Here is a 21,519-nt window from a genome sequence, read left to right as displayed (position 1 = left end):
CTCCTCACTCCTTGATCCAGCCGCGGCCGCGCCGCGGCTGCTGCATACCCAAGGCCGAAAGCTCGCGAGCTACGCCGGCCAGTTCGTCATCCGGACCAATCCGAAGCGCGCCCCCCTTGGCCCTGTTATCCGTCACAGTGACATTACGACCTTCCAACAGCTTTTCGAGAGCCGGCACGCATACGGGCCGCGCTTTCGGTGCCACGCCCAATCGCGGCAAAAGTTCGTCGTCGAACTTCTGTTCCCAACTTCTAAGAGCGACGGTCGCATCTCGATGGCTCTGCTTCCATTCGTGGAGTCCCGGCTTCAGTTGACCGAGCGTCAGATAGTCCTTCGCTTTCCCCGAAGTCAGCGCCCCGGACACGGCTGGCGGCAAGGTGTCCCAGCGCAGCAGATAGAACGCGTTGCCCGTGGCACCGAACTCAATGGCGACATGGGCACCAATCCTCATCACGAACGCGTTGTTGTCGCCCGATGCGCCTTCAAGGTCAAGGAGCCGCCCCTTCGCACGCTCGCGAAACTCCTTGAAAAGCCGATCGCTTCGGTATTGGGCTGTGGGGCCAAGAGCGAACCACATATCGTCGACGAAGGGCGCGAAACGCAGCCAATAGACGAGGCGCCGCGTATCGCCAGTATCTTCGGCGCTGAGCAACTCAAAGAAATCCTGGATGAGCCGGCCTTTGAGCCACCCGAAAACCATCTCCCTCGCTCGCGTGTCCGGCTGCTTGGCCGCGTCTATGACGTGCGCATCCCAACTCGCTCTGCGCAACCAAGGGTTACCAATAACGCCGACTGCCGCATCGCGCAGGCCAGGGTGCTCTGGCATTGCGGAGCAACGCGCGTATCGAGAAACCAGTAACGCGATGCTGCGAACCCGAAGCCGTTCACCAACCCTCGTGCCCGCCTCGCCCATTGCCATGCGCAGCAGATCAGGTAATGCCGCCTTGAATCGAACATCGTCAAGCTTCTCCGCTGCCTCCATCTGGGCGAAGACAGCGGCCTCCATGACCCAGGAATCGCGATCGATACCTAGGCTGTCCATCGCTTCTTCGAGCGAGGACGCGTCGCCGCGCATTAAGTCGGGGACGAACTTGTCGCAGGGCCGCCCGGTCAGAAGTTCAGAATGTCGGTCCAAAGCTTCGAACCAAGGCGGAACGTGGTCCAAGGCAATGGCCAATTGCTGCTGCTGGCGTTGGAGCCAAGTCCGAAGCGTCGTCCAACCCCTCACCGCCTTTGGGTCAAGATTGGACGCTCCGAGCGAAAATGAAAAGTAAGAGGCCAGCAAGGCTTGAAAACAGCGTAGCTTGCGATGGATGGCCACTTGTTCCTCCACCTGCTTGCCCACCTGCTCACGCAATATTTCCTCAGCGAGGATGCACCAGCCCTTGGCATCCATGGCGGAAACGCCCAGGCAAACGTATTTGAGCTCGCGGAAGTTCGCGGCATGGCCAAGCCGTCGGAAGTCCTCGATCGAAGCCCAAATGGTCCGGCTATCCACCTTGATTGCTGCTCCGCCATGATCGCGAATCACGCGCTCCTTCGCGCGCTCCATCGATCTCGCGTCTAGCCATAGGTCGGGATTCTTCGCCGCTTGCGAGAACGAGCGGGCCAAGCCGGATCGCAGCAATGTCAGCGCTTCGTTCATCGCAGGTCGTTCGGACAAGACTTGCCCGGGTCAAGTGGAATGTCTGGCGCCGGCTCAGCCGCCGATCCAAAGTCGCGGAACTCTAACCTGATCTCGACCCGTCGCATTCGTGCCGGACCATCATTGGATGCAGTGTTGAAGGACGAGCCGCCGACCAAGAAGAGCGTCTGAATCTGCCTTCGATCGGCTTCGGAGAGCGCGTCGGGAACTTGCGTGTTCAGCAACGCGCACAAGACTCGCTGAGATCGCAGGTAGCTTAGATTCAGATTGTAGAGATAGTTGCCGGTACGACTCGCGAAGCCTTCGACTACAACACGCTTAAGCCAAGTTTCGCAGCTCTTTGCGCGAGCCACCTTCAACACCTCAGGGACGAAGCTGCGAATGAAGCGCTCATCGGCCGGCTTCTCAAACGAGTGGTGTTGATCGGCGAACAGAACGACTGTGCCGAAGTCGATCGAGTTGCCATGCACCGTCACCCCCTTGAACTCGGGGCGCTTGGTAACATCTTCGACTTCGGTCAGGCAGTGCGCGATGGTCTTCTTGCGCAATTCGATCGTATCGTCAATGACCTTTTGCTTCTGCGTGATGGCGATCAGGGCGACAGCCATCGACACGAGAAACAGCACCATAAGCGCCGTCATCAAATCGGAAAAGGAGATCCAGAATGGCTTCTCCCCTTCGTCCCTACCATTGCGCCGCCGGGATGATTTCGGACCAAACATCGCTTATCGCCCTCGACCGGCCGGGATCTCATCAACCGCGTCGCCCAGATTCTTAATCGCACCGGATAGGAGATTGACGGCGTTCGATAGCTCAGACTGAAACTTGCGATTGCCCTCACCCAGAGTCCTGTCGATATTGTCGCGGAATGATTCGTGTGCACCCACGAGGACTTCGGTGACGCCTTTGAGATAGTCCTCCGACTGCTGCTGAGCCGCTGCCAGTTCGCGAGCCGCCGTCTGAATCTTGCCGACGAGCTCCGAAGTCATTGAAGCATCCTTCTTGGCCGACTCGAAGGTCTGCCGCAGCTCGGCGATCATTGTGGCGAATGTGTCGCGCGTGCGAGCGTAGTCGGCGAAGATCCCCTTGGCATTGTCGGTGGCCATCGAGAGCTGCGCGGAGGCCGTCTTGATCGAATCCGTGGCCGTGGAGGCCGACCGCATCGTTTCGGACACGCCTGAGCCGGCCTTCGCGAAGTCGCTGGCCGCAACATAGAGTGTTTCCACCCCCGAATTGAGGCTAGCCATCGCCCGGTCTGTCGCGCCGGCCAAAGCCGACACAGAGGTCTGCAAGGACTTGTTGGTCTCCATGGACTGCGAGAGCAGTTGCTCGATTTGGCCGGAGAGCGAATTTATCGCTTGGCCAGTGGACTCCTCAAACCGCTGGGCGCGTTGGCCTTGCGACTCAGCGGCATCCTCGGCCTGCTTTCGCAGCGTCTCGACCACACCTGCGACCTGAGTCCCGACCGCCGCCAATGCCTCTCGTAGCTTTTCGCCGGTCTCGGACTGGGACTGCGCGACCAACGAGCGAATCTGCTCGACGAACTCTCCCATCCGGGCGTTCATCGCCGACTGCCGGGCATCCATGGCATCGAGCGCCTGAGCGAGCTTTTCGCCCATCGAGTCCACCGTATTAGTACCGGCGGCGTCCATGTTCGCGGCGAGCTGTCCGAATTGAAGCGCCGTGGCCTGCATCGATTCACTCGCCTTTTGCAACAGATCGCTCATGCCGCGCATCTGGCCGCCGAACATCTCCTGCATTTGCGCAGAGAAGCTCGACAAAACGTCGGTCAACAGCTTGTTGACAGCCTCTCCCTGACTGCCGCTGACCTTCTGGACGGCCTCGGCCATCGCGGACATCGGACTGGCCAGCGATTCGGAAATGACTTTAGCCACGTCGACGGACATCTGGCCGGTGTATTGGGCTTGAGCCGCAATCTGCCGTTCGGTCAATGTCGTGAGGATCTCTTTGAGATCGACCACCAGCGAGTCGCGCATCTGCTGGGCTTGGGTCGCCGCGTCTTGGGACGACCTAGCAAGCTGTTGCAGGTATTCCTCTCCCGCCCCGCCCCGGAACATGCTATCGACCAGCTCGCGAATGTCCTCGACTTGGCCGTAACAGACCGTGACGATCGTCTTCTCGAGCCAAGTAGTCAGCATAGCCAGGCCGATGGCGAATGCCGAGACATAAAAAGCATGTCCCACGGAGCTCACCAATCCTTGAAGCTGAACTTGGGCCGCCGCTGGGTCCACACTCACATCAAAATGCACGAGACCCTTGATGAGGCCGAGAAAGGTTCCGATGATCCCAAGGCCCGTGAGCACCCCGGGAAGATGCTTGAAGAAGTCGGTCTTCAAGCGATTGTCGACGATTGCTTGATCCGTGAAAAAAGTCTCGGCCAGCGCTGTCGAGCGCCAGCACCTGATGCGCTGCTGCCCCAGCTCGTCCTCATCGCCAAGCTGCTTGTGGAGAGTCTTGGCATATTCTGTCCACAGGTTTGACAGAGCTTCGGACTTCATCGCCCCGGTCTCGACCGCAGAGAGCTCGACAAGATCCCCCTTCTTCTCATCACGAATCACCTGCAACGCCGCGATGGCTTCATCGAGATCGCGCCTTAGCTTGAACGATCGGATGAAGAACCTTCTTAGGAAGTCCAGTGATAGACCGGCTGAGATCAGTGCGACCACGCCGATGTGCCAATACTGCGATACAAGCTCGCCCAGATTCATGCCTGGCATTTGGTCTTCTTCCCCGTGCAATTCTTGGTTAATTCAGATTGGCGGCTCCGGCGCAGTCTGCCACTCGATCGCGGCGGCCTGATCTTCCAAGCCGGCATTGAACCGGTTGCTGCCGCGCCGATTGGCAACGGAATTCGGCCTGGGGCGCGAGTCGCATACATTCTGCTGAACCATGCGCTGCGTCCGATCGTAGCCGATAAGAGCGGCATCTTACAGCTTGGTACGATCAACAGCGCCGCACCTTTGCTGAACACGACCGTCGCAATCGAGGCATGATTGCGGCGCTTCAACGCGCCAGGCGACGAACTCAACGGATACTGGGTCGAGTCGCAAAAGACGCCAATACTCCTTCCCTCGTCATAAGCACGGCGCAACCTCCGCCGCTGGATCAGCAGATTCTTGCCGGGTAAGCGACCAGCGTATAAAGCCAGCGTTGGTAACATTCGGGACCACACATTGTGATCGTCAAGTTGATGAACGAGGAGATTGAGCTTGAGCGAAAGCGGGGCCGCGTGGCCCCGGCAGGCGACTACGTTTCGATTCCGCCCCCTCCCCTTGCTTTTACACCCCTCAAATTAGCCGCCTAACAGCGCTTCGACCGACCGGGCTCCAACGCCCAAATCGCGCCATTTCTCCGGATGGCAGGAGAACAGCAAGATCTGGTGTCGGGTGGCGGCGTCGAACAGTACGCGCTTCATCTGTCCGAGGCGTCCGTCGTCGCTATGCACCAGTGCATCATCGAGGATTATCAGCGTCGGGCGACCAGCCTCCTTTAGAAGGTCAGCGTAGGCAAGTCGACTAATCACCCCCAACTGCTCGCGTGCGCCGAAGCTCATGTCGTGGAAGTCGCCCACGTCGGCCCCAGGCCGATTCAGCATACGCGGCGTAAAGTCCTCACCAAGCTCAAGCGTCGCTTGTGGGAACAGCAGCTGTATGTAGTGGTTCAAATGTCGCTGCAGTGGTGCATGCAGGCGCTGGGTCACTGCGGCTCGCTTGCGTCGTAGCAGTTCGAGCAAAAAATCGAGTGCATTCGCTCGACGCTGCATTTCCGCGACGCGCCTGCGCGTTTGTTCCAGTTCGCGTGCGACGTCGGCACGCTTTTCCTCAAGACCCTGCGCGCCGAGGGCTTGCAGTTCGGCTTCCAGACGCTCGATGCGTACGCGGCGATCGTCGTTGGCCCGTTCGAGCGCCTCAGCACTTGCGCGCCAGCGCTTGATGTCCTGAAGCAGCAGATCCGGGCGCGCCGCGCTGATCTTCGCTTCCAATATTTCGATTTCACCGGCATAGCGCGCGCTCTCAGCTCTGGCCTCAAGGAGGTCCGCCTGCGATTTGCCTAGGCGTTCTGCGCGATCCGGTGCTTCGAGTTTTGCTTGAGCGGCCTGAACTTCTCGCTGCGCTGCTTCGAATGCACTCTGTGCGTTCGCTGCCGCGATATGCGCTTGATTCAGCTCTTCGCTTCGCCGTTCGAGATCGCGCCGAGCACTTTCTTGGGCCGCCTCTGCTTCATCCACGGACGGCAAACGATCCGCATCACCCGGCTGAGCCGGCAGTTCCGCGAGACGCTTCTCGCACTCTTCCAACCGCGTTCTCAGCGCTACTAGCTCACTGCGCAGTGCGTCGACGCCGGCCGGTGCCAGGATCTTGAGCGTCGCCTCGCGCGTCTTGGCCTCGACTTCGTGTCCGCGATGCGTCTCGCGGCGGGTCTCTGCCGCCTCTAGCGAGGACAACCCGAGGCGTTCGAGCATCGCCACCTGACGCTCGGCCACAGAATGAAGTTCACGCGCAACCTCGGCAAGATCCGAACCGCCCGGAATGATTTCGAGGCTGCCGATGCCGGGCAAATCAAGGGTCGTCGGCTCGGTGATTAATGCTTCGCCATCGCCAATCCACACTGCGCTCCCGGTACGCAATTCGCGCCCCGGCTCCAGGCCGTATCGCAGCCGCGTCGCCACAGCGGCCTGCCGGATCTCCAACTCGCGCAATTGCGTCGCCTGTTTGCGCAGCGCTTTCAGATCGTCGTCCCCTAGTTCGGTCGCCGCAGCCGCCCGACGCGCGGCAAGCAACGCTTCCTGCTCGATGCCGGCCTCTTCTAACTTCTTCTCCGCAGTCGCGATTTGGGTGCGAAGTTCATCGACTCGGGCAGCTTGGCTACGCCGATTTTCCTCTTGGCGAGCGAGACTCAACACCTTACGCGCGACCTCAAAACTAGCCTGCGCCTGCTCGCTGCGGGCTTTGGACGATGCATGTGCTGCTTCCGCTGCCGTCACTCGCATTTGCGCCTCGTCGCGGTCTTTCTCGCGGGCAGCGAAGTCGCGCTCCTGCTGATCGAAGGTCTCGAGATTCGCGACTAGGAGTGCTTGTCGCTGGGCGGTCTGCTCGACTTTCTCGCGAATCGCCTGCAAAGACTTTTGGACGGCTCCTACTTCGTCAAGTTTGGCCTGCGCCGCGCGTTCGTCCGCGCGCAATGCCTGCCACGGCTGCTCGGTACTGTCCTTCGAGTGCTCCCTGCGTAACGTCGCCAGTTGATCGACTTTGCTACGATAGGTCGCTACTTGGCCCTCTAGGTTCTCCAGTTCTGCTGCCAAGCACGATTCTCTTTTGCGAGCGTCGGCGTAGTCTCCGCGGGGCTGTCCGGTGGCCGGCGTAAGCAATTCGTTTCGCGCGCTTTCCACACGGTCCAGCACCGCGTCGCCCGAACTACTGGCAACCTCACCGAGCGAGGCGCCGAGCGCACGCTGCAAATGTTCCGCCGCATGCGCGACCGGCTTGTCGATCTCTTGGGCTGCGCCCTGCTCGATCCACAAAAGCCCCGGGATACCCCAATGCTCTGGGCCGCTCGGGCCGCGGCCGGCGAATCCGAAACCGAGTAGCTCGGAAAGGTGGTCTTCCGCTTGCGCGCCTTCTAGGCGCTGGCCGTCGATCTCCAGTTCGCAGCGCTTGCGCTGCAGGAAACTCTTTCGCAAACGCGCGGGACGACCTCCCAAGGTGAATTCGATGTCGATCGACGGCGACGCTGCGCCATCGTCCCACGGACGAAGGTGCTCGACACTGCTCGAACGATGCCGCTCGAAAAACGCAGCGCGAATTGCTGCCGCGATCGTGCTTTTGCCCACCTCGTTCGGGCCGACGAATAGGTTGATGCCGTCAGCAAGGTCCGCAATCTCCGTGAGTTGGCGAAACTTGCGCAATTGCTCTATACGCAGACGAGATAGCTTCATGGTTGGCCCCCATTTGCGGTCGTCGCACGCGTTTCGTCGAGGATTCCGGCAAGTAGCGCCAGTGCGTCGCGCGCGAGTTCGGCGTTGTCGCCGTCCTCCTGTGCGCGCAATTCCGTGATGACTTCGCCGAGGTAGCCGTCGGCATGCAGCGCTCGCAAATCGTCGTCGGTCGGCAGTATGCGCAGTTCTGCCAAGTCGACGACCAAGCTGCGGGTGCGGGCCTGGGTTTGGCTCACTGCCCGGCTAACAGCAAGATGGCCCTCCAAATCGACCTGCCCGTATAGCTTGAGTTGAACAACGTCGTCCGAATCGAACGTCTCGAGTTCTTGCACGAGCGCAGGTACGTCGCTCGCAAGCTGTAACTCGCGCTCGATATTGCGCCAACGATATCGTCCAATGCGTATCGGCGTGACGAAAGGCATATTGCCGGGTGCTGCAATTTCGACCAGCAAGACTTGACCGGACTCGTTATTGCGGAAGCGATCGGTCTCTGGCGTACCGCTGTACCACGCCTTCGCGTCGATCTGCTTGGTGCCGTGCCAATCGCCGAGGGCCAAATAGTCGAGCTGCGCGAGCGCAGTGCGCTCCGGCGCTATCGGGTTAGTCGCGTCGATATCTTCCGCGAGAATGCCCTGCACGCTACCGTGGGCCAGACCGATTCGCATTAGCCCTTCCGCCGTGGGCGCCGAGTCGAACCAACGCGTGAGATCTTCGTACGCGTGGCGCTGCGTCAGCGGCGCCGGCAAGATCGCGACGCCTAAGTCGCCCAGAATTAGCGGCTCGGGACGCACGCAAACATGAACGTTTGGCGGGATAGCCCCGAGCCGAATAGCGCGAGTCCAGACCGACTCGGCGAGACCTGCATCGTGATTGCCGGGAATCATGACCCAAGGACCCGCGAAACCGGCCATCAACTGGAACAGACGTAGGACCGTTCGATCGGATACGCCCTGTGCATCGAAAACGTCGCCGGCTACGAGAACCAGATCGGCGCGTTGAGAAGTGGCGAGTGCAGCGATGCGCGAGACGACGTCGAAACGTGCCTCTGCGAGCAAAGCCGCCTCTTCCAGATTGAATTGCCCGTAGCGCTTGCCGATTTGCCAGTCGGCTGTATGCAACAACTTCACCATTCGCGCCCCCGTATTCGATTGTTGGTCGTAGCTCGAAACCACGCATCGGACTTGTACATCTCCATGCCGATGCTACCAATACTCGGTCACCCAGGCCCGCTTCCCCGACTCCTGGTTAGCCCTTGTCTTCACGCGGCGCGTTCGGGACCCTGAAAGCTGGAACGAATGATCCGCGGGGAACAGGGCCACAGATGAAGAATGCAGGGCAGTTCGGACAGGTCCGAGAGGACGCTTTTTGAGGGAAGTGCCCTGCGCGAATTTGTCCTAGGTGTTCGAGCATATGTTCTTTGCGTGTCCGCAACTCGTTTGGCTTGAGCGTAACGGGACGCGTCTCCTGGTCCGCCAAGTAGACGAGTTCCACGTGCGCACCGGGAAATGCCTCCGTTGCCGCCGTAAGGAACGTGGCCGCGCCAATTGTCTTCTCGTCGTCTTTTCGGCCATGACCAGTCATGACCCTACGCAATATCTTTGTCCCATCGCGAGTGATCAGGACGTCGTCTGGAGTGACCAGGATTTCTTCTTCACCATAGTCCACGCGCAGAGCGGTCGGCTTTTCCGGTGTGCAGTTCTCTCGCCCCTTGGCGAAGTACCGAATCATGGCTAGCGCGAAGTCACGGTAATGAATGTAGTAGCCATGAGTCGCAAGCCCTTCCGCCGCGAGTGCTTCCTCGACTTTCGAGCCCAAAGCGACTCGGCCCCCACCATCCACAGCGCTTACGATTTCCTTTAAGACCTTCCTAACCGCCTCGTGCATTTGCATAAACGGCGTGGTCTTGCGCCGGCCGCCGGTCTGCAGGACATGGGTATAGAAAAATCGCCGAGGACACCGTTCGTACAACTCAACTTGATGCGCGTCGAATCGGATCCCCCCCGTGAATGACATAGGAACGTCCGCTGATGCTGGCGCAGGCGGCAGCGCTCGGGAAGGATTCACCGTTTGTCGCTTGAGGCCCTGCCCCATTCGTCGCAGGAAGTTCTCTGAAAGCTTGCGAGACTTGCCGCCACGATTCATCGATGCGGCGTATAGGAAAAGACGATCACGAGCGCGAGATTGCGCTACATAGAACAAACACTCCTGCTCTTCGCTTCGCGTCTCGTCCAAGACCGTCTCCGTGGGCCCCGTCGCCCCTTCAATCATCCCTTCGGGAGGCGGGCAAGCTGGAGCCGGCTTTCGGTATCCAGGTAATGTATCCTCGTTCAAACCCGGCACGTGAACAACGTCAAACTCAAGCCCCTTGGAGCCGTGGATCGTCATAAGGCGAACGGCGTCAATCCCCCGAGCGGCTGCGGGCAGTTGCCTGAGGTCTCGGTCATCGCCGAGACGCAGTAGCCTTCGAATTCGATCCAAAAGGCGAGAGATCGGCAGACCCGCACCAGCTGGTTGAGTGCGGAGAAAGTTCATAAACTGCCAAATCGCAATTCCTTGCGCTCGACTGCTGACGCTGCTTGCACCGCAGATGTCCGCAGCGAGGCGGGTGCGGTCGAGCAGCATAGTCGAAACGACATCCCATGGCCGGGCATCGCTGCTGAACCCGTCGAACACCACTCGTATACGCTTCAATGCCAAGGAACCGTCCGCACTAAGCCCGGGAATATCAAGCGCGTCGATAAAAGCCAGCGGCGGCAAATCCACCTGCCGTAGGTACGTGAGGACGGCCGACACATCTGAAAGCGACATTTCGAATTGCGACAAGCAAGCAACGCGAACTAGTCCCATAGCCCTTGGGTCAATGAGCAACGACAAAAGCGAAAGAAGATCCTTCACTTCGGGGCGTTCAAACAGACTACCGAGGAAAAGCACCGGAATTCCAAGTCGCTCCAGATCTTGGCCCAGATCGGAGAGTTTGTCGTTCCCGGTGCAAAGGACAGCCTGGTCGCTGTAGCGGAAACCCGCCTCCTTCATCGCCTCGATACTATCGGCAAGCGCCACCGTTTGTTCGTCGGCACCTGTCGCAACAATGAGCTCTGGCGGCTCTCCTGGTTCCTTGCGAACGGGTTCAAGCACGCTATCCACCCCCCCGACTTTCATCCCCTTCGCAAACTCGGAGTATGCGTCGACGATGGGCTTGAGAGATCGATAATTGTCTGTCAACCTGTCCGCGATACCAAGAGGGAAGTCCTTTTTGCCGAAGCGGGAAACGTTGAAGGAAGACGCGCCGCGAAAGCGATAGATCGACTGCTTTGCATCGCCTACGACCCACAAGTTGTCCCCGCTACCGCAAAGCGCGGTGAGCAACCGGACACTACTTCGATTCACGTCTTGGTACTCATCTACGAGCACGTGGCTATATGTACTCGCAAGGTGCTGCCGAATCTTTTCGTCACTTTCCAGCAACTTAACAGGCAACCAGACGAGGTCCCCGAAATCCACCAAGTTCCGCTGCCGCTTCAAAGCCTCGTAGGTCGCGTAGACTCGCGCTACCTCTAGTACTTTCTTAGCAGATTCGACCTCCCCATGGGACGATGCCTTTCGGAGCATATCCTCGCCTAGGCGCTCGTACTCCTGCGGCCCAATCACCTCGTCTTTTGCTCGGGAGATGGCCGCCAAGAGGTCATAGATGACCTGCGTCGGATCGTAGAGGTCTTGATAGTGCACCAAGCCCAGCCTTGGAAACTCCTCCTCCAGCAGTTCCACCGCCTCGGTGCGATCAATCATCCGCGGGTCACTGGCAAGCCCCAGCTCTGCGTGAAATCGACGCACCAAATCCAGTCCAAATGCATGGAAGGTCCCGACCCAAAGCGCAGCAGCAGCCTCCTGTCGCTTTTGTCCGATACGCTCCGCCATTTCTCCCGCAGCTCGGTTAGAGAACGTCAGCAAAAGTATGCTGCGCGGGTCCACCCCTTCATCAAGAAGTCCTTCGACGCGAGCGACCAGAGTCTGTGTCTTGCCGGTGCCGGGACCAGCGCCTAAGAGGAAAGCGCGGCCCCGGTGGTCGACGGCCTTTTTTTGGCAAGCGTTGAGCGGATGTTCGCGTCGCGCTTCTTCAGACGTGATCTGCATGTCGGGAAGCAGTAGCGCATCCAACAGTTGCTGCGCTACGACGTCGAACGGAGCTTTGAGCTTCTCGGCAATATCACTGGCCGTCAGCCCGTCCTGCAGATGCAATCGGCGAACCACTGGCCTCGGCAACAGCAGTTCCCTTGCGAAAAGATCCATCTGGACCTCACGCCGCTGCTTGCGTCCGTAGTCAACAACACGCTCCTCTCCGACCGGGGAGCGCTCAGCTGAACGCGCGAAGTCTATATCTTTCGCCGGCGTCGAATCGTCCGCGTCGCCAAGCATGGCATGACCGATTTCGTGTGCGATAAGCAGCGCCTGCTCGAATGGCGTGCCTTTCCTTTCGTGAAGGATCAGTTCTTCGCTGGGAAGCAGCTTAGCTCGCCCCCCGTCGAGCATCGCGGCTCCCGGAAGCATGTCCTCCACCGTGTAGTTATGGTGGTTTGCCTCAGCGACCACGAAGTCGTATGCCTGCCATGGATCAAGACCGCGGGCTACAGCTTCAAGGTGAAGTTGCGCCGCAGTTTGTCGGGCGATTTCGACGGCGTCCATTTTTAATCACCGTCGCGCATAAGCGCCTCGATTTCCTCTTCGCTCATGGCCGCATCCCTCAGGAGCTGCTCGAACGTTACGCGTGCGGTCGCTGCGTCCGGTTTGTCATCAGACTTGTATTGCCCCGCCAGTCGCGGCGCTGGTACTGCAAGAGCTGCCGTCACGGCTCCGATCGTCTGACCGAGCAGATCCGCCAGTCGGGACAAAAACCGCTTTGGAATCGAAGCGACGATGACCCTGTGTTCCCGGAGCGCGGCCAGTACACTTCGGCGAATTCGAAGGCTCTCTGCAAGCGCTTTCTGCTGAGCCGGACTAAGGTTAGCCAGCGCTTCTATAGCCTGGCTCGCGCTTGCGTGCGTTTTAAGCGCTTGATCGAAAGCTAACGTAGACCTGCGGCTAAAGTCATTGATATCGATTCCGGATTCGGCCAAGTACTCGTCAAACTGTGCTTGAGGAGCATTCATAATGAAGTCCAGTTGCGCATCGAGCAGATTGTCGTCAGGGGTCTTTTTGGCATTCATGAGGCTACTCCTTGGCATTTGAGTTCAGTTTCTCCGCAGCGCGCATCAAAGCTTTCCAAGCATTCCAATACACGCTATCGTCGATGCCAAGTGCTTCTCGGACTTCGAGGTGGCTGGCGAAACCTTCTCGCACCTTGTCTAGTATCTGGCCGTGCAAGGCGTCAGGGGCATAGTTCGCACGCAGAATCGCAAGCTTCGTTTCCTCCAATGCGTGCTGCTCGTGCCGAAGCACTTTCTCCTCGGTCGTCTCCGGGTCTGCGGCGACACTTTCCAAGCTCGGCGGTTCTTGTGCGTCGCCAACCAGCGGCAACTCGTGCTCCATCGTCAAATCGGGCGTCGTCTTCGTCTGGGTGTTGTCGCGGCTCCAAGCTATGCTGCGCATGACGCCGACCAATAGCCCTTTAAAGTCAACGCGGTTCTTGGGCCATTTTCGTCTACCGGTGAGAACCACTTCGATGGCATCTTGAAGCAAGTCCTCCGGCTCGCACGTTCTCTTTAACTTGCTGGTCGAAGCCAAGATGAACTTAGCAGCGGCCAACAGTCTCGTGTTTATGTGGGGGTCGCTTCGCGCATTAACTACCGCTTGATAAATCTCTTCCGCCGTTGCCAGTACGTCTCCCGGCAAGAGCAACTCGTCATCGCTGTCGTCCGTAAGCACCTTGCATCCTCCTATGCTCTTTTTTTGAGGCTTTTGCCGAAGTTTAGAGTATTTACTCTAAATTGACGGCCCTATGGCAAATCGAGCGTGAAACGAAGCATTGGGTAGTGAAGGGGGCTGTTCCCCCGATGAGGAAACCAATGAAACCCAATGATAACCACGTGCTGCGGATCGCCGACAAAAATCTCAGCTATCGCGACGTCCACGTCGCTCATCCCACGCCTACAGGCGCCCATATTCTCGAGGCGGCGGGAGCGTCGCACTCGGACACCGTACTTTTTCAGATACGGGCATCTGGAGAGCTGATCCGTGTTGGCCCCGGGGATATCCCGAACTTGGCAGTCGATCTCGAATTCGTGGTGAGCGAAGGTAGCCGCCCATTCCCGTTCGCCGTCGACGAACGACAGCTGGAATGGACCAGTCGTCATATTTCCGGTGCGGTCATGCGCACTCTGGCCGATATCGCGGACGACGTCGACTTGCTGTGCGAGATCGAAGGTGGGGAAGCGATAGTCATTGAGTCGACGAGACTGATCGATCTCGAAGACGAATGTATCAAGCGCATCAGGACCAGACGACGCGAGTGGAAGCTTCGCGTGCAGGGCGTGACTCTGACTTACGACGTGCCTCGAGTAAAGGTCGCCGACGCGATGCGCAGGGCGGGCTTCGATCCGACTAAGGCGTGGAACATCTTCTTGATTGTTGCTGGCCAACCGAAGAAGCCCATCGACGTCAACTATATCGTGGACCTGTGCACGCCAGGAATAGAAAAGATCCGCCTGATTCCTCGCAATGTGGATAACGGCGACGGCCAGCAGCCCGAGCTGCGCCGCGAGTTCGATCTCCTGGAGGTAGACGAACATTACCTGAACAGCACGGGCCTTCGCTGGGAAACAACGTTGTCCGACAGTCAACGCTGGCTGATCATTAACGGGTACGAGTTGCCTTCGGGCTTCACGCTGGCGGCCAGCACCTTGGCTCTGAACGTCCCCAAAGACTACCCGACCGCGCAAATCGACATGTTTTATTTTGCGCCGGCCGTGTCGCGTTGCGATGGAAAAGCAATTCCGAACACGGAAGCTACCGCCTCGATTGACGGGCTGACATTTCAGCGCTGGTCCCGGCATCGAAACTCCCTCAACCCATGGGACCCGCAGACGGACAACGTGGCCAGTCACTTGGCGCTGGTCGAATACAGCCTCGTTCGGGAGTTCGGCGAATGATGCCCGCATCCACGCTAACGCTTGCAGAAGAGCTTCACGCCCGATTGAAGCGCCATCTTTTCCCGGGCGACGGGAAGGAAGCCGCCGCCATCCTTGTTTGTTCCAAGGTTCCGGGCGAACGACTGCGATTGCTTGCACAAGACGTCGTCTTCGTCCCGCACGAGCGCTGTAGCAGAAGAGACGAGGTCTCCTTATCGTGGCCGTCCGAGTACATCGAAAATGCGATCGATCTCGCTGCTCGCCGACAATTGAGTGTCGTCCTCGTTCACTCGCACCCAAGCGGGTATCCGGCATTTTCCGACATCGACGACCGCAGCGACCGCGAGGTCATGCCTTGTATTTTCGAGGCGTGCGGACAGCTTCATGGTACAGCCGTGATGCTGCCTACCGGCGCGATGTTTGGCCGCGTGTATACGCAGCAACTGGTCGTGACCCCGATAGAACTAGTTTCCGTCGTAGGGCCTGATCTTCACTACTGGTGGTCGCACGATGACGAACGGAATATCGCCCGGCCAATGGCCTTCACTAGCGCGATGACGAACGAACTCGGTCGCCTAGCGGCATGCGTCATCGGCGCCTCCGGAACCGGCTCCATCGTCGCAGAGCAGCTGTGCCGGCTCGGATTCGGCAAGGTGATACTCATCGATCACGACAAGGTCGAAGGCAAAAATTTAAACCGCATCTTGAACACCGTCAAGGCAGATGCTGACGGTCAGCGCTCCAAGGTCGAGGTGTTCGCAGACCGTGTGAACGCCTATCGCCAGGAGCCATATGCCGTTCCAGTAGAGGCGAATGTGCTGACGCGGCAAGCTGTCATTTCAGCCGCGCAGTCCGACGTCCTTTTCTGCTGCGTGGACACCCATCGCGGACGTAGCGTCGCAGATCGACTTTCAGCAGCCTTCCTGCTGCCCCTATTCGATGTCGGCGTCGCCATACCCACTCGGGATATCGGAGACGGCACGAAAGCTATCGACGAAGCAACCGGCCGTATTGACTACGTCTATCCTGGTGGAAGCAGTCTGTTCGATCGCGGGGTCTACACGGCAGCAACTTTGCAAGCTGAGGACCTGGCGGAGACCAATCCCGAAGCACATGCGGATCAGGTGAAGCGTGGTTATATTGAGGACGTACCGGAACAGGCTCCCTCCGTCATCACGTTGAACATGCGAGCAGCAAGCTCATGCGTGATGGAATTCATCGCCCGAGCCTATCCGTTTCGCCATGAGAGCAATACGCGATATACGCGTACGAGGTTCATGCTCGCCGAGGGCATCGAAGAATTCACCGCCGAGAACGAATTCGAGGCAAGGGTCTGGTCGGGGTTGGCTTCCGGCGATCTCGAGCCCCTCCTCGGATTACCAGTTCTCGCGAAAAGGAGGAAGGCGTAATGCGGCGACCCGTATGGTTACGGAATACATTGGAATGGCTGATGCCGGCTCGCAAACTGACGATCGTCAACGGAGACGAGTTGCCATCACGCCTACCGAGGCGCGGCTTAGTGCTGCTTCGTGATGACGGGGAAGACTGGTCTATCGCAATGCGGTGCCCGTGCGGTTGCGGGCAGAAGCTAGAACTCCCGCTCATACTGGAGGCAACGCCTCGCTGGGACCTTCAGGTAGACGCAGACGGCAGGCCCTCACTTGCGCCCTCTGTATGGCTGCGCGACAGCTGTCGTTCGCACTTTTTCTTGCGCCGGGGCAAGGTGCAATGGGCTTAGAGCCACTACTCGCCAAATCGAGTTCTCCTCGTGTCGCCTCAGGTAAAACCTCATTGGATTCAGAGCGGATCAGACCGTTGGTACCGGCAACGGAACGCAAAGGGGGTATGCACATCACTACAACGATTTAAAAGAATCTGAGACACATATAACTGCCTCGAGCCCGACCATGATCGCGGCTTCCCGATGCAGTTCCGCATCGGCGTACCCATCAAGGAATTCGCGATGCCGTATCCCTCCCCTCTTGATTACCTGACCGCTTTCGCGCTCGCATTTCTTGGCGGCGTGCTCTCCTCCATCTGTCTCGGCAAGTACATCAACAGTGTCCGCAAGGAGGCGAGCGCGCATGCATGACCGCCCGCCCTTCCTTCCCTTCGATGATGATGAAGACGCTTGGCTACCGGGACAAACTCGACCGGAGGCAGCCAACGAACCACCTCGCTTTCGTTCCGACGCTGCCGACCAGGCCAAGCGCGAATGCTCGCCCTGTCCGCAGTGCAACTCGACGCAAACGGTGCCCCGTCACATCGCGCGGCGAATCTTCGGCGCTGTGGGCGCTGCGGCTGGCGCGACGGGCGCAATCGCCGCAGCACTCTCCGGCGCCGAAGTGGGAGCGACCATTGGCGTAGTCGGCGGCCCGCTTGGCGCGGCATGTGGAAGCTTTGCCGGCGCGATTCTCGCGGGGCTCGTAGCCGGTGCCGCTGGCTGCGCCACAGGCGCCGCGTTCGGCGAAGCAATCGACGTGAAAGTGCTCAACAACTGGCGATGCCTTGCCTGCGGGCGGGCCTTTACGGTTCGCCCGGCCTGACGGGTTTCACAGCGTCACCACCCCTTTCTTGAAAAATCTGCTCGGCCACGTGCCGAGCTGTATGCACTCGTCTTTCCAAAGGAGTTTCCAATGCATCTCGTTCAATCGATGGCTTACGTCAACGAGACACCGTGGCATGGTCTCGGCCAAAAGCTTGCGCCGAAGCAACCGCTCGAAGTGTGGGCCAAGGCGGCGGGGATGGACTGGCGGATCGAATCCGCTGAGGTCCGCTACGTCGCTGCGCACGACAAAGCGCTCGGCTCGATTCACGCGTTTCCCGAACAAAAGGTCCTGTACCGCTCCGACACGAAGCAAGCCCTTTCGGTCGTGTCCTCCCGCTATCAAGTCGTCCAACCTCAAGAAATCCTCGAGTTCTATCGCGATCTGACCGAGACCAGCGGTTTCGAGCTCGAGACGGCAGGCGTGCTAAAGGAGGGACGCAAAATCTGGGCTCTCGCCCGCACGGGACAGGCAGCTACGCTCAAGGGCAAGGATCAAGTCAAGGGCTATTTATTGCTCGCGACAGCCTGCGACGGCACGCTGGCGACCACCGCGCAGCACACGTCGATTCGTGTTGTTTGCAACAACACCTTACAGATCGCACTCGGCGACAGTGCCGGAGCAATTAAGGTCCAGCATCGCTCGCAGTTCGATGCACAGGCCGTGAAGCGCCAGCTCGGCATCGCTATCTCCTCGTGGGATGCCTTCATGGTCCGCATGAAGGCGCTATCGGAGCGCAAGGTGTCCGACGCCGCGGCAGAGAAGTTCTTGCGGCGCGTGCTCACGTATCCGACCACCAACGTCGCGGACCGCGATGCGCTCGCCGTTAACGAGCGCGCGATCAAGGCAGTGGGCCAGCTCTATGCTGGACGCGGCAGGGGTGCGGATCTCGCCTCAGCGTCGGGAACCGCGTGGGGGCTGCTCAACGCCGTCACCGAATATGTGGATCACTGCCGACGCGCCCGCAGCGACGACCACCGACGCGACGCCGCGTGGTTTGGCTCGGGCGCCGTCCTCAAGGAACGGGCGTGGGATGAAGCGCTCAAGCTCGTTCTTTGAGCCAGCTGTTGTTCTTATCCGTCTTCGGCCCGGTCAGGTTCGCCTGCCGGGCTTTCTTCATTTATGGAGGAATCATGAGCGCAGCTCAACCCGATGGACCGAGCCCGCGCCGCGCGGCACTCAAGCTCGTCAAGACGCACGAATTGAGCCGCGATGACTGGCTTGCGGTGCGACGCACCGGTATTGGCGGATCCGATGCGGCCGCAGCCGTGGGACTAAACCCGTACATGAGCGCCTTGGAGCTCTGGCTCGACAAAACCGGGCGCGGCGAAGGCATGCCCCGCCCCGCTCCTGACGATACGACGTCCCCGACGTATTGGGGGACGCTGCTTGAGCCCATCGTTGCGGCGTCGTACACAAAGCAAACCGGAAATCGTGTTCGACGTGTCAACGCCGTTCTGCGCCATCCGACCATCCCTTGGATGCTCGCCAACATCGATCGGGAAGTCGTTGGCGCACGCGATGTCTCGATTCTCGAATGCAAGACCGCCGGTGAATTCGGCGCACGGCTCTGGCGAGAAGGTGTCCCGGAATATGCGCAGATCCAAGTGCAACACCAGCTCGCAGTAACCGGCAAGTCGGCGGCACACGTCGCAGTCTTGTTGTGCGGACAAGCCTTGGAGGTATTTCGAGTCGAGCGTGACGACGCACTGATCGGACGGCTGATAGAACTCGAAGCACGGTTCTGGCAGTACGTCGAATGCGATAGGCCACCGCCCGCGGATGGCTCGGAGTCGGCCGATCGAGCGCTTCGGCATCTTTACCCAGGCAACGGCGGTACGGTGGATTTCACGGACGACAGGCGTCTGTCGTCCGCATTCGCGGATCTCGTTGCCGTGCGCCGAGAGATCGAAACCCGTCAAGCGACCGAGGCGCAGTTGAAGCAGACGATCCAGCAAGCGATGGGGGACGCCACGCGTGCTGTATTTGAGACTGGCGCGGTCTCGTTCAAGCGTAGTCGCGATTCATCCGCCGTCGATCTTCAACGGCTGCTCGCCGATCACCCTGAACTCGAAGCGCAATACGCCATCCAGAAATCCGGCTCTCGGCGCTTTCTCGTTTCCAACTGATTCTCGCTTTTTTCAATCTAAATGGGAGATCCACATGCTCAAGGGCTTAGCTATCACGCCGCCAGTCGTCGGGCGAATTTCAATTGGCAGAATCGTCGAACGCAACGGCAAACGGCTGCCTGAAAAGGACGACCAATTCACGCTGACGACGCAAGTTCAGCAGCGAGGGGAATGGCTTTTGCACCCCATGCAGGAGGTCTTGCGCAAGGGAACGCCTGGGAAGCTTCGTTCCATTCCAGTGCGAATGCTCTTCGCCGACCCGGACTTGAATCTGCGCGCCGACTTCTCGTTGTTCGATCGCGATTCCGGCCGTCCCGTGTGTGTCGGAAACGGCGATACCTGCCGGCGCATCGGAAAGGACGGCAGCGGGATCGAAACGCTGCCCTGTCCGTCCCCGGACGGTTGCGCGTTCGGCCAGCAAGCCGGCTGCAAGCCCTATGCGCGTCTGAACGTCGTTATCGGCGACGAAGACGAGATGGGATCCTTTGTTCTGCGCACGACGTCGTTCAATTCGATACGGACCTTAGCCGCGAGACTGCACTACTTCCGAGCCATGTCCGGCAATCTCCTCGCCTGTTTGCCACTCGAACTGAAGCTGCGAGGTAAGAGCACGACGCAAAGTTACAGAGCGCCGATCTACTACGTCGATCTGACCGTGCGGTCCGGCAGCACACTCGAGGAGGCCTTGACACAGGCTCAGGAACTCGATGCGCGACGCAAGTTGGCCGGGTTCGATCAGGCCGCGCTCGACGCGGCTGCACGTCTGGGCTTTGCCAACGGCGCGTTCGAAGACAGTCCTGACGAGCAGGCAGCTGTAGCCGAGGAGTTCTACCCCGCCGCAGGAACCGGGCCATCCAACGTCGATCCGACGCTCAGCGAACCACTATCGCCGACCAAGTCCTCGCTACGTGAAAAGCTGGACCGCCAAGCGGCACTCTTGGGAGGAGCTGCCGCATGACGACCCGGCGCTGGACGTTTGCCCTTGCAGTCGCAGCGACCGGCACAGCGATCACCCTGTCAGTTCTATCAGGATGGCAACGCGGCGGCTCAATGTCGGAACGACTCGTCTGGGTCGCAATAGGAATGGTGCTGGTCGCGAGCGCACATCTGCTCCCCGCGCTCGTGCGCTCGGCCAGTTTGATCGTGCGATGCGTCGCGGCAGTCCTATGGCTCGGTTGCATGGGAGCGGCCGTCTATGGGCATTCGACGTTTTTTCTCCTTGCGCAAGCCCACGCTGGAGAAGGACGCGCGGCGGCGGTGCCGTCGTTGACCATGCCCTCTGGTGTCAGCCTCGCGGCGATCATGGACGAGCGCGCCGCCGTGACTGCACAACTGGCCGCCGTCGAGCTTTATCGTTGCATGCGTGACTGCCCAGCCACACGGGCACGTCGCACAACGCTCGCCGCGAAGCTCGACGCGCTGAACGCCGAAGCCGACGAAGTCCGACGCATCAATGAGGAGCAGGACCGAATCGTCGCGCAGCGTGACGCATCACTTTCCGATCCGGTCACGTCACGGATTGCGACGTTACTCTCGATACCCCCAGCGCGAGTCGATCTGCTGTCGAGCCTGATGTTCGCGGCGGTCCTGGAAGGCGTCGCATGCCTCCTATGGTCAGTGTCCCTTCGCCCACCCGCCGCACCGGCCGCAGTCGCAGCCGTGACTGTGCCCACACCGCCATCGATCACCGAAGCCTCAGACGTGACCGCCGTGACTCCCCTCGCAGTAACGCCAGTCACGACCGGTCGCGACGAGGCAATTTCTAGCAACGGCAACGCGATTCATCGTCGTGGTGGAGTCGTCGGCAGTCATGCTCCCCGTGACTCGACCGATGCGCCGTTACCGGAGTCGTCGCCGGTTGATGATGACGTGGCGATACTCATTCGCGATGTCGCGGCCGGTCGCGTGCGCCCGACCGTGGCCGATATTCGCCGTCATCTCGGCTGCTCACAAGCAAGGGCCGCTGCGCTGCGCCGCCAGATCGTCAACCTCGCCTCGACGGCATAAGGCCGGGCACCCGCCCGGCGAGTTCACTTTCCCTTCGCGCGTCGCTCATCGGGCTCCCCCGGAGGCCGTCGCACGCCTATTACTGGAAAACCCCCGTGAATGCTTCCTCGATTCGCCCCGTGCCTTACTTGCTAGGCGGCTCCATCAAACCGTCCCAGAACGACCGATCGGCGTT

Annotated in this window: 18 protein-coding genes; 10 read left to right on the top strand and 8 right to left on the bottom strand. The window is 59.7% G+C overall.

From position 1 onward, the window contains the following. Window positions 1-4: 4 nt before the first annotated feature. Genes AB1286_RS14240 through zorA form a run of 3 tightly spaced genes read right to left on the bottom strand, consistent with a single transcriptional unit; the run spans window position 5 to window position 4,383 of the window. Complete coding sequence (locus AB1286_RS14240) at window positions 5-1,645, bottom strand: EH signature domain-containing protein (protein ID WP_430363875.1); 1,641 nt, start codon at window positions 1,643-1,645, stop codon at window positions 5-7. Further along, window positions 1,642-2,367: a flagellar motor protein MotB gene (locus AB1286_RS14235; RefSeq protein ID WP_430363874.1), complete on the bottom strand. Its 726-nt coding sequence runs from the start codon at window positions 2,365-2,367 to the stop codon at window positions 1,642-1,644. The genes AB1286_RS14240 and AB1286_RS14235 overlap by 4 nt, the downstream gene beginning before the upstream one ends. 3 nt (window positions 2,368-2,370) lie before the next feature. Continuing rightward, window positions 2,371-4,383: an anti-phage ZorAB system protein ZorA gene (gene zorA, locus AB1286_RS14230; RefSeq protein ID WP_430363873.1), complete on the bottom strand. Its 2,013-nt coding sequence runs from the start codon at window positions 4,381-4,383 to the stop codon at window positions 2,371-2,373. Here zorA and AB1286_RS14225 point away from each other — a divergent pair. Then, a complete protein-coding gene (locus AB1286_RS14225; RefSeq protein WP_430363872.1) occupies window positions 4,339-4,659 on the top strand; it encodes a type VI immunity family protein in 321 nt (106 codons plus the stop codon). The genes zorA and AB1286_RS14225 overlap by 45 nt on opposite strands. A gap of 299 nt (window positions 4,660-4,958) precedes the next feature. On the opposite strand, the gene AB1286_RS14220 is transcribed toward AB1286_RS14225, so the two are convergent. The 5 genes from AB1286_RS14220 to AB1286_RS14200 form a co-directional block, all read right to left on the bottom strand. Beyond that, window positions 4,959-7,601 (bottom strand): AAA family ATPase, encoded by a 2,643-nt coding sequence (locus AB1286_RS14220; protein WP_430363871.1) that lies wholly within the window; start codon window positions 7,599-7,601, stop codon window positions 4,959-4,961. Continuing rightward, window positions 7,598-8,731: a metallophosphoesterase family protein gene (locus AB1286_RS14215; RefSeq protein ID WP_430363870.1), complete on the bottom strand. Its 1,134-nt coding sequence runs from the start codon at window positions 8,729-8,731 to the stop codon at window positions 7,598-7,600. Before AB1286_RS14215 ends, AB1286_RS14220 begins: the two co-directional genes overlap by 4 nt. 115 nt (window positions 8,732-8,846) lie before the next feature. After that, window positions 8,847-12,281: an ATP-dependent helicase gene (locus AB1286_RS14210; RefSeq protein ID WP_430363869.1), complete on the bottom strand. Its 3,435-nt coding sequence runs from the start codon at window positions 12,279-12,281 to the stop codon at window positions 8,847-8,849. A gap of 2 nt (window positions 12,282-12,283) precedes the next feature. After that, a complete protein-coding gene (locus tag AB1286_RS14205) occupies window positions 12,284-12,802 on the bottom strand; it encodes a hypothetical protein (protein ID WP_430363868.1) in 519 nt (172 codons plus the stop codon). 4 nt (window positions 12,803-12,806) lie between these two features. Next, the gene (locus tag AB1286_RS14200; RefSeq protein ID WP_430363867.1) at window positions 12,807-13,460 is read right to left on the bottom strand and encodes a hypothetical protein; all 654 of its coding nucleotides are present in this window, start codon (window positions 13,458-13,460) and stop codon (window positions 12,807-12,809) included. Between the two features lie 140 nt (window positions 13,461-13,600). Between AB1286_RS14200 and AB1286_RS14195 the strand changes: the two genes are divergently transcribed. The 9 genes from AB1286_RS14195 to AB1286_RS14155 all read left to right on the top strand — a co-directional run bounded on the left by AB1286_RS14195 (window position 13,601) and on the right by AB1286_RS14155 (window position 21,344). Beyond that, a complete protein-coding gene (locus AB1286_RS14195) occupies window positions 13,601-14,683 on the top strand; it encodes an E2/UBC family protein (protein WP_430363866.1) in 1,083 nt (360 codons plus the stop codon). Beyond that, window positions 14,680-16,071, top strand: coding sequence for a ThiF family adenylyltransferase (locus AB1286_RS14190; RefSeq protein WP_430363865.1), 1,392 nt, complete (start codon window positions 14,680-14,682; stop codon window positions 16,069-16,071). The genes AB1286_RS14195 and AB1286_RS14190 overlap by 4 nt, the downstream gene beginning before the upstream one ends. Further along, window positions 16,071-16,400, top strand: a complete 330-nt coding sequence (locus tag AB1286_RS14185) for a DUF6527 family protein (protein WP_430363864.1) — start codon at window positions 16,071-16,073, stop codon at window positions 16,398-16,400. The genes AB1286_RS14190 and AB1286_RS14185 overlap by 1 nt, the downstream gene beginning before the upstream one ends. Window positions 16,401-16,586: 186 nt before the next feature. Then, entirely contained in the window at window positions 16,587-16,754 is a 168-nt protein-coding gene (locus AB1286_RS14180; protein WP_430363863.1) for a hypothetical protein, read from the top strand. A gap of 160 nt (window positions 16,755-16,914) precedes the next feature. After that, window positions 16,915-17,208: a hypothetical protein gene (locus AB1286_RS14175; RefSeq protein WP_430363862.1), complete on the top strand. Its 294-nt coding sequence runs from the start codon at window positions 16,915-16,917 to the stop codon at window positions 17,206-17,208. A gap of 90 nt (window positions 17,209-17,298) precedes the next feature. Continuing rightward, a complete protein-coding gene (locus tag AB1286_RS14170; RefSeq protein ID WP_430363861.1) occupies window positions 17,299-18,267 on the top strand; it encodes a DUF932 domain-containing protein in 969 nt (322 codons plus the stop codon). A gap of 74 nt (window positions 18,268-18,341) precedes the next feature. Next, complete coding sequence (locus AB1286_RS14165) at window positions 18,342-19,337, top strand: YqaJ viral recombinase family protein (protein WP_430363860.1); 996 nt, start codon at window positions 18,342-18,344, stop codon at window positions 19,335-19,337. 34 nt (window positions 19,338-19,371) lie between these two features. Then, window positions 19,372-20,295, top strand: coding sequence for a phage capsid protein (locus AB1286_RS14160; RefSeq protein ID WP_430363859.1), 924 nt, complete (start codon window positions 19,372-19,374; stop codon window positions 20,293-20,295). After that, a complete protein-coding gene (locus AB1286_RS14155) occupies window positions 20,292-21,344 on the top strand; it encodes a hypothetical protein (RefSeq protein ID WP_430363858.1) in 1,053 nt (350 codons plus the stop codon). The genes AB1286_RS14160 and AB1286_RS14155 overlap by 4 nt, the downstream gene beginning before the upstream one ends. The last annotated feature ends 175 nt before the right edge of the window (window positions 21,345-21,519 follow it).

The organism is Trinickia sp. NRRL B-1857 (assembly GCF_050470685.1).
Lineage (GTDB): Bacteria > Pseudomonadota > Gammaproteobacteria > Burkholderiales > Burkholderiaceae > Trinickia.
The sequence above is the reverse complement of the archived record's forward strand: the minus strand, read 5'-3'. Positions and strand labels throughout refer to the sequence as shown.